Origin of the sequence: Salirhabdus sp. Marseille-P4669, assembly GCF_900240405.1 — a bacterium.
Classification (GTDB): domain Bacteria; phylum Bacillota; class Bacilli; order Bacillales; family Alkalibacillaceae; genus OEQK01.
The window spans coordinates 179,539-193,430 of record NZ_OEQK01000001.1 but is presented as its reverse complement, the minus strand read 5'-3'; the positions used below and the strand labels follow the sequence as shown (position 1 = coordinate 193,430).

The window sequence follows — 13,892 nt, the reverse complement described above, 5'->3', positions numbered from 1 at the left end:
GAGCTGGACGTGTCCATTTTTACTAGTTAGGCTATCCATTGTTTTTTAAAATTATAATTTCCTAAATAACGAAGGAAAGCTAATCTGAGGTTATATCAGATTAGCTTTTTCTTTTGTGATAAAAGTGGCTTTTGTAGGTTGTTTTAATAGATTTACAACCGCTCACGCCACTCCAATAACTCTGCCTTTTTACTGGAATCCAGTTTCCCATCCTCAATCAAAGCTTCCAAAAGTGCATCAAAATTAGTTATCGTTCGAAACGGAATATCCGTATTTTCAAAATTCATAACAGACTTCTTCAACCCATATGTAAAGATCGCAAATACACTAATTACATTTGCCCCAGCTGCTCGAATAGCTTTTGCCGATTCAATAGACGACCCACCTGTAGAGATCAAGTCCTCTATAACAAGGACGTTTTGTCCATCATGAAGCTCTCCTTCAATTTGATTCCCTTTCCCGTGTCCTTTAGGCTTGGAGCGCACATAAACCATTGGTAGCCCTAACCTAGCGGAAAGCCAGGCTGCATGGGGGATTCCTGCTGTTGCACATCCCGCAATCACGTCCGGCTTAACATTAAGCTCCTCCATCATTTCCACAAATGCCTCTACAATCTTAACCCGAACCTTTGGATAGGACATTGTCAGTCGATTGTCGCAATAAATGGGGGACTTTATTCCAGATGTCCAAGTAAAATAAGCTTCTGGATTTATTTGAACTGCTTTAATTGCTAATAAATCTCTTACTAACTCACTCTTTATTGTCATATCCCCACTCCTCCACTGCTCTTTTGTATGCTGATTTCGGATTTTCTGCTTTCGTTATGCTTCTACCAATTACTAACGTATCCACACCTTGTTCACGAGCAAATTCAGGTGTTGCAACGCGCTTTTGGTCATCCGCTTTTGAATCCGCTAAACGAATACCTGGTGTCACCGATAAACATGCTGGTCCACAGGCTTCCTTAATTGCACGAGCTTCATGAACCGAGCAAACTATTCCATCAGCACCACTTTGTCTTGCTAATCCCGCTAAATGTACAGCCTTCTCTGTAACGTCTCCACCAAGTGTCAGTTCACCATTCATCGTTTCCTTATCCATAGATGTCAGAATCGTTACCGCAATCAGCTTCGCATTACTTCCACTACTTAAAAGCCCTTCTTTTGCAGCCTCCATCATCGTACGACCACCAAGTGCATGCACATTTACAAGATCCACACCGAGCTTCCCTAGATTCTGCATTGCCCGCTTCACTGTTGTTGGAATATCATGAAGCTTTAAATCTAGAAAAATCGGATGTTCCCTTTCTTTCAATCTTTCTACGACACTAGGACCCTCCCGATAAAATAACTCCATCCCTACCTTTACCGGTATACCGTGAAGGTCATTTTGTTCTATGAACTGCTTCGAAGCTTCCCAAGTTGGAAAATCTAATGCTACATAAATCATAAAGAAAGAACCCCCTTCCCAATCGCATCCTGAACGGAATCAAAACCGTATGTTGCTAATGTTGCTGGTAAAGCATCAATAATGTCAGGGCATGCAAAAGGATTTTGGAAATTTGCTGTACCAACCGCAACGGCACTTGCTCCTGCTAACAAAAATTCCAACACATCCTCAGCCGTCTCAATGCCACCCATCCCAATAATCGGAATGGAAACGTGCTGACTCACCTCATAAATCATCCGAATCGCAACAGGTTTAATTGCAGGTCCAGATAAGCCACCTGTCCGATTGGCCAAGAGTGGACGCTTGGATGGTAAATGTATTTGCATACCTGTTAATGTATTGATCATCGATAATCCATCGGCACCTGCAGCCTCTACAGCCTTAGCCATCTCTACAATGTTGGAAACATTTGGGGATAGCTTTACATAGACTGGTAGACGACTTGCAAGCTTTACTCTTTCTGTAACCTTTGCAGCCATATTCAGGTCTGTTCCAAACTGGATGCCACCTTCTTTTACATTTGGACAAGAGATATTCAGTTCAAGTGCATGTACGTTTTCGGTTTCATTAAAGGTGCGGGCAACAAGCTCGTACTCTTCAATAGAGCTTCCAGCAATGTTCGCAATAATAGAAGTATCATAGCTTGCTAAAAACGGTACCTCTTCTTCGATAATTTTGTGCACACCTGGGTTTTGAAGGCCGATTGCATTTAACATACCAGAAGAGGTCTCGGCTACCCTTGGTGTATTATTTCCTAACCGTGCTTCTTTAGTTGCCGCCTTCATTATGACGGCACCGAGCTTACTTAAGTCATAAAATCTACTATATTCTCTACCGAATCCAAAACAACCGGAGGCTGGCATTACTGGATTTTTCAAATGTAATCCTGGTAATTCTACAGACAAATCGATGCTCATAGAATCACCTCCTGACTCGTAAACACAGGGCCATCATGGCAAATTTTTTTATAGCCTTGCTCGTCACGAGTTTTAACAACACAAGCATAACAAGCACCAACACCACAGCCCATCCGCTCCTCTAGCGATAGAAACCCATGTTTTTCTGGAAGTCGTTCTTTTATAGCTTTTAACATTGGAATCGGGCCACAGGAATAGTACGTATCAAAATCTCCCACCTCTGACATTACATCTGTTACGAAGCCTTGATGCCCATAAGAACCATCATTTGTCACAACATATGTCTCCCCAAGCTGTTTAAAGTAATCCTCATAAAATACACTCGCACCCGTTTGAAAGCCTAATATGGACTTCACGTTAAAGCCTTCCTTAACAAGCAACTTACCCAAGTTGTATAAAGGAGGAACTCCAATTCCACCACCTATTAACAAAATGGTAGAACCGTCCCGCTCGTTAACAGGAAATCCATTTCCGAGCGGACCAATCACATCTAGTTCTTTTCCAACGCTATATTCCGCTAGCTGCTTCGTACCAGATCCATCGATTTTAAACAGAATGGTAATCGTTTCCCTTTCCCGGTCTACAGTTGCAATGGAGATCGGTCTACGCAATGTATGACCTTCAACTGCAATGTGGATAAACTGTCCTGGCTTTGCAACGTCACTAATGTACATGCTATACAAAACCATTTCTACCGTATCTTTTGCTATCACTTCGGAAGATTCAATCAGTACCTTCTCTCGTTTCATCATGAAAACACAACCTCTTTTTTCAGCATGGGCTTTGCGCTAAATGTAGTAGAGTCAATCACATTCAAGATTGCATTCGCTGTATCTAAATTTGTAAGACAAGGAATGCCGTGCTCAACCGATTCCCTCCGAATTAAGAACCCATCCGATCTTGGCTGTTTCCCAGATGTTAAGGTGTTAATGACAACTTGAACATGACCATTTTCAATGATGGACAATACGTTTGGTTCATTTGTACCAACCTTTCCAACGACGGTTACTGGAATACGGAATTTGCTCAGAAATTCTCCTGTACCTTTTGTTGCAAAAAGTTTGAAGCCAAGCTGATGAAACTTCTCTGCAATTTCCAGTGCTTCTTCTTTATCCTTATCCGCAACGGTAATAAGAACGGCACCTTCCTGTGGCACCTTAATTTTCGATGCAATAAGTCCTTTGTATAGTGCCTTCTCTAAGGTTCTGTCATAGCCAATTGCTTCTCCTGTTGACTTCATTTCCGGTCCTAAAATAGTATCCACACTACGTAGCTTCTCAAAGGAGAATACTGGGATTTTTACGGAAACATAATCGTTTTCCGGAAGAATGCCAGTTTCGTAGCCAAGATCCACTAATTTTTTGCCTAAAATACTCTTTGTTGCAATGTTCGCCATCGTAACGCCAGTAATTTTACTTAAAAACGGAATCGTTCTACTTGCTCTAGGATTAACTTCTAAAATGTAAACATCCTCACCACAAACGATAAACTGGATATTGATAAGTCCTTTTACATTTAGAGCTTGTGAAATTTTCACTGCAGCATGTAAGCACTGATTTTTCACACTTTCACTTAAACGTTGTGGTGGATAAACAGCCATGGAGTCACCAGAGTGAACACCAGATCGCTCAATATGCTCCATAATTCCTGGAACAATTGTCGTTTCTCCATCACTTATCGCATCTACTTCAACCTCTATTCCGGTAATATATTTATCTACTAAAATCGGATGCTTGTCGTTCATTTCATCTGACTTTTCCAAATAGCTGTTAAGCTCTTCATCGCTGTAGACAATCTCCATCCGACTACCACCAATCACATAAGATGGTCGCACTAGCACGGGATAGCCAATTTCATTCGCTACTTGTAAAGCCTCTGCCTGAGAGCGCACCCCTCTGCCCCCTGGACGAAGTAGATTTAATTCTTCTAGTAGCATTTCAAATTTATCTCGGTCCTCTACTCGGTCAATCGCTTCTAGACTCGTCCCTAGAATCTTCACTCCCCGTCTTTCCAAGCCCTCCGCTAAATTAATCGCCGTTTGTCCACCAAACTGCACAATTACCCCTTCTGGCTTCTCTAGATTCATTACGTGCATCACATCTTCAAGTGTTAATGGCTCAAAATATAGCTTGTCGGAAATGCTGAAATCGGTAGAAACCGTTTCTGGATTGTTGTTCATAATAATTGCTTCATAGCCCATTTCTCGAATGGCCAGAACAGAGTGCACCGTTGCGTAGTCAAACTCAATTCCTTGCCCGATACGGATTGGACCCGAGCCAAGGACAAGAATTTTCTTTTTACTCGTAACCTCGGATTCATTTTCCTCTTCATACGTGCTGTAAAAGTATGGTGTCTCCGATTCAAATTCTGCTGCACACGTGTCTACCATTTTGTAAACTGGGGTTAGATTTTCCTTCGTACGCATTTCATATATTTCGTCGATTGTTGTGTTCCATAGCCTTGCTAATTGCGAATCAGAAATGCCCGTTTTCTTTGCTTTTTCCAAAAGCTCCTTTGAGAATGGGTTCCCTTCAAGTACACGCTCTAAGTCAATAAGCTTTTGAATTTTTACAAGGAAGAAACGGTCCATCTTTGTCAGTTGGTAAAGCTCTTCCACCGTCCGCCCTCTACGGAAGCACTCCGCTATTACAAAGATTCGCTCGTCATCGGCTTTCACTAATCGTTTTTCCAATTCTTCATTTGTTGCCTCAACTAAGCTCTTCAGCCAAAGCTCTTCTGTACCAATTTCCAGAGAACGAATTCCTTTTAACAGCGATTCTTCAAAGTTACGTCCAATTGCCATCACCTCGCCCGTTGCTTTCATTTGTGTACCTAGACGGCGGTCCCCAGACACAAACTTATCGAATGGAAAACGAGGGAATTTGGTTACGATGTAGTCTAGCGCTGGTTCGAACATCGCATAGGTTTTACCTGTAACTGGGTTGATGATTTCATCCAATGTATAACCTACTGCAATTTTTGCGGCTACTTTTGCGATTGGGTAACCTGTTGCTTTCGATGCCAGTGCACTGGAGCGACTTACCCTTGGATTAACCTCAATGACGTAATAGGTAAAGCTATTCGGATCTAGCGCAAGCTGTACATTACAGCCCCCTTCAATTTGTAACGCACGGATAATATCTAAGGATGCATTACGCAAAAGCTGATATTCTCGGTCGCTAAGCGTTTGAGATGGTGCGACTACGATGGAATCTCCTGTATGAATTCCGACTGGATCGATATTTTCCATGTTACATACCACAATTGCTTGGTCGTTTGAGTCACGCATTACTTCATATTCAATTTCCTTAAATCCAGCAATGTTGCGCTCAATTAAACATTGGTGCACAGGTGAGATTGCTAAACCGTTCTTGGTAATTTCTTTTAATTCCGCTTCGCTATAGCACATACCTCCACCAGTTCCACCTAGAGTGTAAGCTGGACGAACAATTAAGGGATAGCCGATTTCTGCCGCAAAGGCTACCGCCTGATCAACGGACGTTACGATTTTACTTTCAGGGACTGGTTGGTTCAGTTCCTTCATCAATTGTCTAAATTGCTCTCGATCCTCTGCCTTTTCAATTGCCTCTAAAGAGGTTCCTAATAGCTTCACATTGTATTCTGCCAAAATGCCAGTCTTCTCAAGCTCCATCGCAAGATTCAATCCTGTTTGCCCACCTAGTGTTGGTAAAAGAGCATCCGGCTGTTCTTTACGAATGATTTTTATTAAAAATTCAGTTGTTAACGGCTCCATATAAACTTTATCTGCAACGGTATTGTCCGTCATAATGGTTGCTGGATTGGAGTTTGCCAAAATAACATAATAGCCTTCTTCTCTTAAAGCTTGGCATGCTTGTGTTCCAGAGTAGTCAAACTCTGCTGCCTGACCGATTACGATTGGTCCAGAGCCGATTACTAAAATCTTTTCAATTGCTGTATTTTTAGGCATATGCAACCACCTCTTTTTCCTTGTTGTCTTTCACCATTTGTAAAAATGCATCAAATAAAAAGTTCGTGTCCTCTGGTCCTGGTGAGCTTTCTGGATGGTATTGGACAGAGAAAGCAGGGTGTTCTTCGTGTGATACACCCTCCACCGTCTTATCATTTAAGGCAATTTGTGTTAACTGAAGCCTTGTATGTTCTAAAGAAGCTTTGTTAACAGCGTAGCTATGGTTCTGCGATGTTAAATATGTTTTTCCTGTTTGTAAATCTTTTACTGGATGATTTGCTCCACGATGTCCGAACGTTAGCTTTTCTGTATCCGCTCCACAAGCTAAAGCAAGTAGCTGATGCCCTAAACAGATTCCGAAAATTGGTGTTTTTCCAATAACTTGTTGAATCATTTCAATTGCTTCTGGAACATCCTTTGGGTTCCCAGGTCCATTTGTTAGCATAATGCCATCTGGCTTTAAACGTAGAATTTGCTCGGCGCTATAGTGATAAGGAACGACCGTAACATGGCAATCCCGCCTCGTTAACTCCCGTAAAATACCATGCTTCACACCAAAATCCACCATTACGATGTGGTGTCCTCTACCTGGTACTACGTATGGTTTGCTTGTTGATGTCTGTTTTACTTGATCTGTTGGTAAGGCTGTTGCTCGCAGTTCTTTTACGACTTCATCTGCGGATTGTTCTACAGACGTAATAATCGCCTTCATCGTTCCACGCTTTCGAATCCTCTTTGTTAGCTTCCTTGTATCAATCCCACGAATCCCCGGGATATCATGAGCCTTTAAAAACTGATCCAACGTCTCAACGCTTCGGAAATTGGAAGGTGCGTCCGCCACTTCTTTTGCGATAAACCCATGAATAAATGGTGTTACCGTTTCAAAGTCATCTCGGTTTATCCCGTAGTTCCCAACGAGAGGATAGGTCATCATCACGATTTGCCCACAATACGATGGGTCGGAGATTACTTCCTGATAACCAGTCATTCCCGTATTGAACACAACCTCTCCAACAGTGTTTCGCTCACTTCCAAAGCCTTCTCCACTAAATACGGTGCCATCCTCTAAAATTAACTGACGTTTAGGCATATACATCCTCCTCTTGGTAGACTACTTTTCCTTCTATGATTGTTAAAATAGGCATGCCACGAACCTTCCAATTGTGAAATGGTGTGTTTTTACCTTTTGAGCGAAACGTTTCTTTATCGATTAAAAATTCCTTGTTTAAATCAACGACCGTAATGTCTGCAAAAGCTTTTTCAGCTAATCTTCCATAAGGTAGACCAAATACTTTTGCCGGCTTAATCGTTAGCCATTCTACTAGTTGGCATAGTGTTATTTTTCCTGCTTCTACTAGATTTGTATAAAGTAATGGGAATGCTGTTTCCAACCCGACAATTCCAAATGGTGCTCCGAGAAATCCTTTTGCTTTTTCTTCTACTGCGTGTGGAGCATGGTCTGTTGCAATAAAATCAATCGTTCCATCTAATAATCCTGCTAGGAGTGCTTCTTGATCTTCTTTTGCCCGTAATGGTGGATTCATTTTGAAGTTTGCATCGTCTTCTGAAATCACCTCTTCATTTAACAGTAAATGGTGTGGACTTACCTCTGCCGTCACATTAATTCCAGCTCGCTTCGCATCCCTTATGACACGAACCGATTCCTTCGTGCTTACGTGGCACACATGGTAATGACAGCCTGCAGCCTCAGCAAGTAGCACGTCCCTTGCAATTTGTACCGACTCACTTAATGATGGAATCCCAGGTAAGTTTAACTGTTTACTCACTTTACCGTCATGCATTACTCCGCCATAAACGATGGAGTTGTCTTCACAGTGGGCTACAATCGATGCCCCAACTGCTGCCGCCTCTTTCATTGCCTGCAGCATATAATCGGCTGTTTGGATTCCCACACCATCATCTGTAAAGGCGAAAACTCCCATATCCGCTAGTTCCTTTATATTTGTTAATGTTTCGCCCTTTAAGCCCTCTGTAATAGAGGCATAAGGTAATACACGGACAACAGCATCCTCATTTATTTTTTTCAATAGCTGTTTCACTGTTTCCGTGTTATCTGGCACTGGATTTGTGTTCGGCATAGAGCAAATGGTGGTATAGCCTCCTCTTGCTGCCGCCTCTGTTCCCGTTTTAATTGTTTCTTTATGCTTCCCACCAGGCTCCCGCAAGTGAACATGGACATCAATAAATCCCGGGAATACTAAATTTCCGTGGCAGTCGATTACTTGATCTGCCTCTACCCCAATGGAAGGAGCAATTGTTTCGATAAATTGCCCATCTATTAAAACTTCACAAACCTCCATTTCTTTAGAAAGCCCCAACCGTTTCGCGTTTGTTAAAAGTGTCTTCATGATTAACCCCCCTGTTTTGTAGTAATTCGGAAATGATGGCCATACGCATATAAACTCCGTTGTTCATTTGCTTAAAAATTCTCGAGCGCGCGCATTCTACTAAATCGGAGTCTATTTCTACCCCACGATTTACTGGTGCAGGATGAAGCAGAATCGCCTCGTTTTTCATTCGGCTTTCCCTTTCCTTCGTTAAGCCGTAATTGGTTAAGTAATTTGCCGTTTCTGCTTGATTCGTATGTCTTTCATGCTGGATTCGAAGGAGCATTAATACATCACACACCTCCACCGCCTCATCCATTGGCAGATTGGGGATGTGTAACGTTTCATCCTCCAATCCAGGAGCAGAGCTAACGTATACATTTGCCCCTAGCCTTTGAAGCGCATAGGCGTTTGAGCGTGCCACACGACTATGCTTGATATCTCCTGCAATGACGATGTTTAAGCCTTCAAATCTACCAAACTCTTGATAAATGGTAAGTAAATCGAGCATGCATTGGGTTGGATGCTCTTCTTTTCCAGAGCCAGCATTAATAATTGGGATCGATAGTTTGCCTTTTAGCTCCTCAAACCAATGATCAGACTCGTGACGAATAACGACTAAATTAGCACCGATTGCTTCAAAGGTTTTGACTGTGTCATACAAAGATTCTCCTTTTTGGACACTGGAAGTTTCGGTATGAAAATCAAGTACATGTAATCCTAATTTCTGCTCTGCAACAGTAAAACTCATTTTCGTACGAGTACTAGGCTCAAAAAATAAATTGGCAACAAACAGCTTCTCATTAAATTGCACTTCCTGTTTGCGGTAATATTCTGCTTTTCGTAGAAGCTGGAAAATTTCCATTTCAGATAGCTGATGAACCGAGATAAAATCCCTCATCCTCATACCTCCTTCATGTATGGGCATAAAAAAATGCCTCCTTGCAAAAGGTTGCAAAGAGGCATACATGTAGTATCACACTTACATATACACAATAAGCTCATTCACAAACCTTTTGTATCTCTCTGGATATCAATTAAAGGTTCTCCATTAGCGGGACCGGATTCAAACTAATTTTCTAATAAAATAACCCCCTTTTCTCCATGAGGAAAAAAGGGGGTTATTAGGCATAGTTATGCCAATACATCCTTAACCGGTTCCTTGCTAGCCTCACGGGGCTATCTTAAAGGTCTTTATTCATTTGCTTTATTATTTCAAACGCTTCTGCATCTGTCAATGAAAATCGAATAGGAATTAAATATCTTTTTGAAACTTAACAATTTTGCTAAACATGATAAGATGGAAGAATAAACATTTTTTCCTACTTCATCATACAATCAAATGGTTTAAAATATACATAAATCCTTGTATATTTTATTGTAAAAAGTAGAATGCTAGTATTATAAAAACGGATAGATAGGATGTACCAAATGATAAATCGAAATTCTTTAAAAGGGATGTTTGGAGATACTATATATAGAAGAGGTTTAACGTACTATAACCAAGGACGTGTTCGTGATTTATATTATAACGAGGAAGAAGATAAATGGTATGCAGATGTTATGGGCAGTGAAACATATGAGGTCGATATTAAACTATTAAACAGTGGCATTTCCCATTATTGCGATTGCCCTGCACACTCCAAGTACGACGGCTGCAAGCACGTTATAGCAGTGGCACTGGAAATACTAGATGAAATCAAAGACACACCAAAAAAAGAGGTAATGGATTCCTTTTTAAATCAGTTTGACTTTCCAGAAGCAGCGCATATATTAAATCGCACTCCTGATTTAACTGCACAAATGATCAATCTATTTTCAAATTATATCGATACAACAGATATGACAACCCCTGCTGCATCTAGTCTTTCAAAAAGAATTCTAAAATGCGAATATACGTTAAAGCTTGATTATAATTGGCCAAAATATCTTGACCTGGAAATGAGAATTGGAGAGGACCGGCTTTATGTTGTTAAGAATACAAAGGATTTTGTAAAACATGTCAAACATCAGCAGGAATTAGAGTTTACGAAAAACTTTATTTACGACCCAGCCCTACACTACTTTAGTCCAGAAGATAAGGAAATTATCGACCTATTAATGGACATCAATGAGAGCGAACAGTTTTTTCACAGCCAAATGTATTACTCCTCTTATTCTGGAAGCAAGCAAAAAGGGTTGACCATTCCACCATTATTTGTGGACCGTTTATTAAACTTATTGAAATCAAGAAATAGCAAATTAGAGCATGGGCGACGAAATTTCCCGAGCTTTGACTGGAGCAATGGCTCTTTACCTTTTACCTTCCAATTAGAGGAATATAATCAGGATAGCTTTCAATTAGACTTGCACTTCTTGAATAATGTTACCGTGATTAAGGAATATAAGTATCTATTAATCGATAATCATTTTTATAAGTTAAATAACACCCAATATAACATGATTAAGGAAATGGAAACCATTGTGAACCAAACCCAGCACCGTACTCTTCCAATTCCGAGACAGCGTATTGATGACTTCCTTTCTCACGTTATTCCTGGGCTAAAAAAGCTCGGGGATTTAAAAATATCTGAAGAGGTGTCTAATGAAATTATTCAGCCTCCGTTACAAGCGAAGCTTTATCTCGATTTAACGGAGGAAAGGCTGTTCGCTCGATTAGAGTATCATTACGATGACTATGTATTTTACCCATTTGGTACAAAAACAGATAGTCCAGAAAAGACAAATGAAATTTTAATCCGAGATATTGAAAAAGAGCAAGAATTTATGAACTTAATTGAAAATGCCTCATTTAAATACAATGGTAGTGAGCTTTATATCGAGGATGAGGAAGAAGTCTTCTCTTTCCTTTTTGATATATTGCCAAAGCTTGAAAATCATCTTGATATTTTTATGACAAATCAAGTTAAAACCATGCTTTTAGAAGAAAGACAATATCCAAAGGTTCAAATCGATTTGGATACACATGAAAACTTCCTAGAAATCAATTTTGACTTCGACGATATTGATCAGGATGAAATCACCAATATTTTTCGTTCCTTAACCGAAAAGAAAAGGTACTACCGTTTGCCTGATGGCGCTTTTGTACCATTAGAGGAGGAATCCTTTGCACCTATTTCAAAGCTTTTCGAGGAGCTTAACATAAATGTCGATGCAGTAAAAGATGGCAATCTCAAATTACCAGCTTTCCGAGGCCTGCAAGTGGAAGAATTCATGAACAAAGAAACTGGGGCAAAATACAATAAGGCATTCCGTCAGCTAATTCAGGACATTAAAAATCCAGATGAACAGGAATATCCTTTACCAGAAGGATTACAGGCGGACTTAAGAGAATATCAATATGTAGGTTTTCAATGGTTAAAAGCACTCAGTCATTATCGTTTTGGCGGAATATTAGCCGACGATATGGGACTTGGGAAGACGTTACAAACCATTACGTATTTGCTTTCTGAGCATAAAGAAAATAAAGGCGAGAAGCTGCCAGCACTCGTTATCTCACCAGCTTCCTTAATTTATAACTGGAAAAGTGAGTTTGATAAGTTTGCACCTGGCTTACATGTAGAAGTGATTAGTGGAAGCAAAGAGGAACGTGCAAAGCAGCTTGAAGAGCTAAGTGGAGTTGATGTACTCGTAACGTCTTATCCACTTATTCGTCAAGATATTGAAATATATGAGCCAATAGAATTTTCTTCACTCATATTAGATGAGGCACAGGCGATTAAAAACGATGCGACAAAGACCTCGAAAGCAGTAAAGATGGTGAACGCCGGAAAACGATTTGCACTTAGTGGAACACCAATCGAAAACTCTCTTAATGAACTCTGGTCTATATTTGACGCCATTTTACCTGGCTTTTTCCCAAATAAAAAGACCTTTAACAATTTAGAGCAAGAGCAAATTGCTCGGATGAGTCGTCCCTTTATTTTACGTCGATTGAAGCAGGATGTATTAAAAGAGCTTCCTGATAAAATCGAAACCGTGCATATGTCCGACCTTACAAAAGAACAAAAACAGCTTTATGTGGGTTACCTTGAAAAAATACAAGGGGAAGCTGCCGATGCGATTGCGACAGAAGGATTTCAAAAAAGCAGGATGAAAATTCTAGCAGGACTCACAAGACTACGTCAGCTATGCTGTCACCCATCCTTGTTTATCGAAAACTACCACGGTGAATCCGGCAAACTAACACAGCTTATTGAAATGGTGGAAAACGCCATAGAAAATGACCAGCGTATTCTTGTATTTTCCCAGTTTGCAAGCATGCTGAAGCTCATTCGAGAAGTATTACAAAAGAATGGAATTGATTCCTTCTATCTTGACGGAAGCACCCCATCTAGAGATCGGGTAGAAATGGCGAATCGGTTTAACGATGGTGAAAAGGAAATCTTCTTAATTTCCTTAAAAGCTGGAGGAACAGGTCTGAACTTAACTGGAGCCGATACGGTCATTCTTTACGATTTATGGTGGAACCCAGCAGTTGAAGAACAAGCTACAGGCCGCGCCCACCGAATGGGTCAGAAAAAGGTCGTTCAAGTATTCCGCCTAATTGCGAAAGGTACGATTGAAGAAAAAATATACGCCTTACAACAAAAGAAAAAGGAATTAATTGAAAAAATCATCCAGCCAGGCGAAACAATGTTTAATAGTTTGAGCGAAGAAGATATACGTGAACTGCTAAGTGTATAAAAACGGCAAAGAACGGGTGCTAGTCAACCTGTCCGGGAAATTCGCCAGGTGACTGGCACCAAAACAAGCAGCTTTGCAGTTTTAAGTGCAGGGAGTTTGGTTTTGATTCTGCGCTTCGTACTAGGTGTAAAAGGAGGGGGTTTTGTGCTTAAAACTTGTATTCGGCCGAGGGTTTCGGAAACGGATGCTGTTGGGCATATAAATAATACGACGCTGCCGGTTTGGTTTGAGGCGGGGCGGGAAGAGATTTTTCATAGGTTTACACCTGACGATAATTTCAACAATTGGAAATGCGTTATTATTAATTCGAATATTGAATTTATTAGTCAGATTTATTACGGGAAAGATGTTGAGATTAAGACATGGGTTAAAAGAATTGGTAATACAAGTTTTACTTTGTATGAAGAACTTTATCAAGAAAACACTTTATGTGCGAAAAGCACTGCAGTGTATGTGAATTATAATTTAGATAAGCAAGCTACAGAGCCGATTCCAGAGGAGATTCGAGAGTGGATGAGCGGACATTTGGTTTGATTTTGATTT

Annotated in this window: 10 protein-coding genes; 2 read left to right on the top strand and 8 right to left on the bottom strand. The window is 40.5% G+C overall.

Annotation, left to right across the window (positions count from 1 at the left end; translation table 11 throughout):
- Positions 1–152 precede the first annotated feature (152 nt).
- Genes pyrE through C1A05_RS00840 form a run of 8 tightly spaced genes read right to left on the bottom strand, consistent with a single transcriptional unit; the run spans position 153 to position 9,564 of the window.
- Positions 153–767 (bottom strand): orotate phosphoribosyltransferase, encoded by a 615-nt coding sequence (gene pyrE / locus C1A05_RS00875; RefSeq protein ID WP_102026286.1) that lies wholly within the window; start codon positions 765–767, stop codon positions 153–155.
- The gene (gene pyrF, locus C1A05_RS00870; protein ID WP_102026285.1) at positions 751–1,449 is read right to left on the bottom strand and encodes an orotidine-5'-phosphate decarboxylase; all 699 of its coding nucleotides are present in this window, start codon (positions 1,447–1,449) and stop codon (positions 751–753) included. The genes pyrE and pyrF overlap by 17 nt, the downstream gene beginning before the upstream one ends.
- On the bottom strand, positions 1,446–2,360 hold the full coding sequence (locus C1A05_RS00865; RefSeq protein ID WP_102026698.1) for a dihydroorotate dehydrogenase: 915 nt from the start codon (positions 2,358–2,360) through the stop codon (positions 1,446–1,448). The genes pyrF and C1A05_RS00865 overlap by 4 nt, the downstream gene beginning before the upstream one ends.
- A gap of 2 nt (positions 2,361–2,362) precedes the next feature.
- Complete coding sequence (locus C1A05_RS00860; RefSeq protein WP_102026284.1) at positions 2,363–3,118, bottom strand: dihydroorotate dehydrogenase electron transfer subunit; 756 nt, start codon at positions 3,116–3,118, stop codon at positions 2,363–2,365.
- Entirely contained in the window at positions 3,115–6,315 is a 3,201-nt protein-coding gene (gene carB, locus C1A05_RS00855) for a carbamoyl-phosphate synthase large subunit (protein WP_102026283.1), read from the bottom strand. Before carB ends, C1A05_RS00860 begins: the two co-directional genes overlap by 4 nt.
- Positions 6,308–7,405, bottom strand: a complete 1,098-nt coding sequence (locus tag C1A05_RS00850; protein ID WP_102026282.1) for a carbamoyl phosphate synthase small subunit — start codon at positions 7,403–7,405, stop codon at positions 6,308–6,310. The genes carB and C1A05_RS00850 overlap by 8 nt, the downstream gene beginning before the upstream one ends.
- A complete protein-coding gene (locus C1A05_RS00845; protein ID WP_102026281.1) occupies positions 7,398–8,684 on the bottom strand; it encodes a dihydroorotase in 1,287 nt (428 codons plus the stop codon). The genes C1A05_RS00850 and C1A05_RS00845 overlap by 8 nt, the downstream gene beginning before the upstream one ends.
- A complete protein-coding gene (locus tag C1A05_RS00840; RefSeq protein ID WP_102026280.1) occupies positions 8,641–9,564 on the bottom strand; it encodes an aspartate carbamoyltransferase catalytic subunit in 924 nt (307 codons plus the stop codon). Before C1A05_RS00840 ends, C1A05_RS00845 begins: the two co-directional genes overlap by 44 nt.
- A gap of 530 nt (positions 9,565–10,094) precedes the next feature.
- Here C1A05_RS00840 and C1A05_RS00835 point away from each other — a divergent pair.
- Complete coding sequence (locus C1A05_RS00835; RefSeq protein WP_234998236.1) at positions 10,095–13,349, top strand: DEAD/DEAH box helicase; 3,255 nt, start codon at positions 10,095–10,097, stop codon at positions 13,347–13,349.
- A 144-nt stretch (positions 13,350–13,493) separates the two neighbouring features.
- Positions 13,494–13,883, top strand: a complete 390-nt coding sequence (locus tag C1A05_RS00830) for an acyl-CoA thioesterase (RefSeq protein WP_102026278.1) — start codon at positions 13,494–13,496, stop codon at positions 13,881–13,883.
- Positions 13,884–13,892 lie beyond the last annotated feature (9 nt).

Excerpts from the sequence above, each read along its gene's own strand:
- pyrE (WP_102026286.1), bottom strand. The coding sequence starts at position 767 with ATGACAATAAAGAGTGAGTTAGTAAGAGATTTATTAGCAATTAAAGCA.
- pyrF (WP_102026285.1), bottom strand. The coding sequence starts at position 1,449 with ATGATTTATGTAGCATTAGATTTTCCAACTTGGGAAGCTTCGAAGCAG.
- C1A05_RS00860 (WP_102026284.1), bottom strand. The coding sequence starts at position 3,118 with ATGATGAAACGAGAGAAGGTACTGATTGAATCTTCCGAAGTGATAGCA.
- carB (WP_102026283.1), bottom strand. The coding sequence starts at position 6,315 with ATGCCTAAAAATACAGCAATTGAAAAGATTTTAGTAATCGGCTCTGGA.
- C1A05_RS00850 (WP_102026282.1), bottom strand. The coding sequence starts at position 7,405 with ATGCCTAAACGTCAGTTAATTTTAGAGGATGGCACCGTATTTAGTGGA.
- C1A05_RS00845 (WP_102026281.1), bottom strand. The coding sequence starts at position 8,684 with ATGAAGACACTTTTAACAAACGCGAAACGGTTGGGGCTTTCTAAAGAA.
- C1A05_RS00840 (WP_102026280.1), bottom strand. The coding sequence starts at position 9,564 with ATGAGGGATTTTATCTCGGTTCATCAGCTATCTGAAATGGAAATTTTC.
- C1A05_RS00835 (WP_234998236.1), top strand. The coding sequence starts at position 10,095 with ATGATAAATCGAAATTCTTTAAAAGGGATGTTTGGAGATACTATATAT.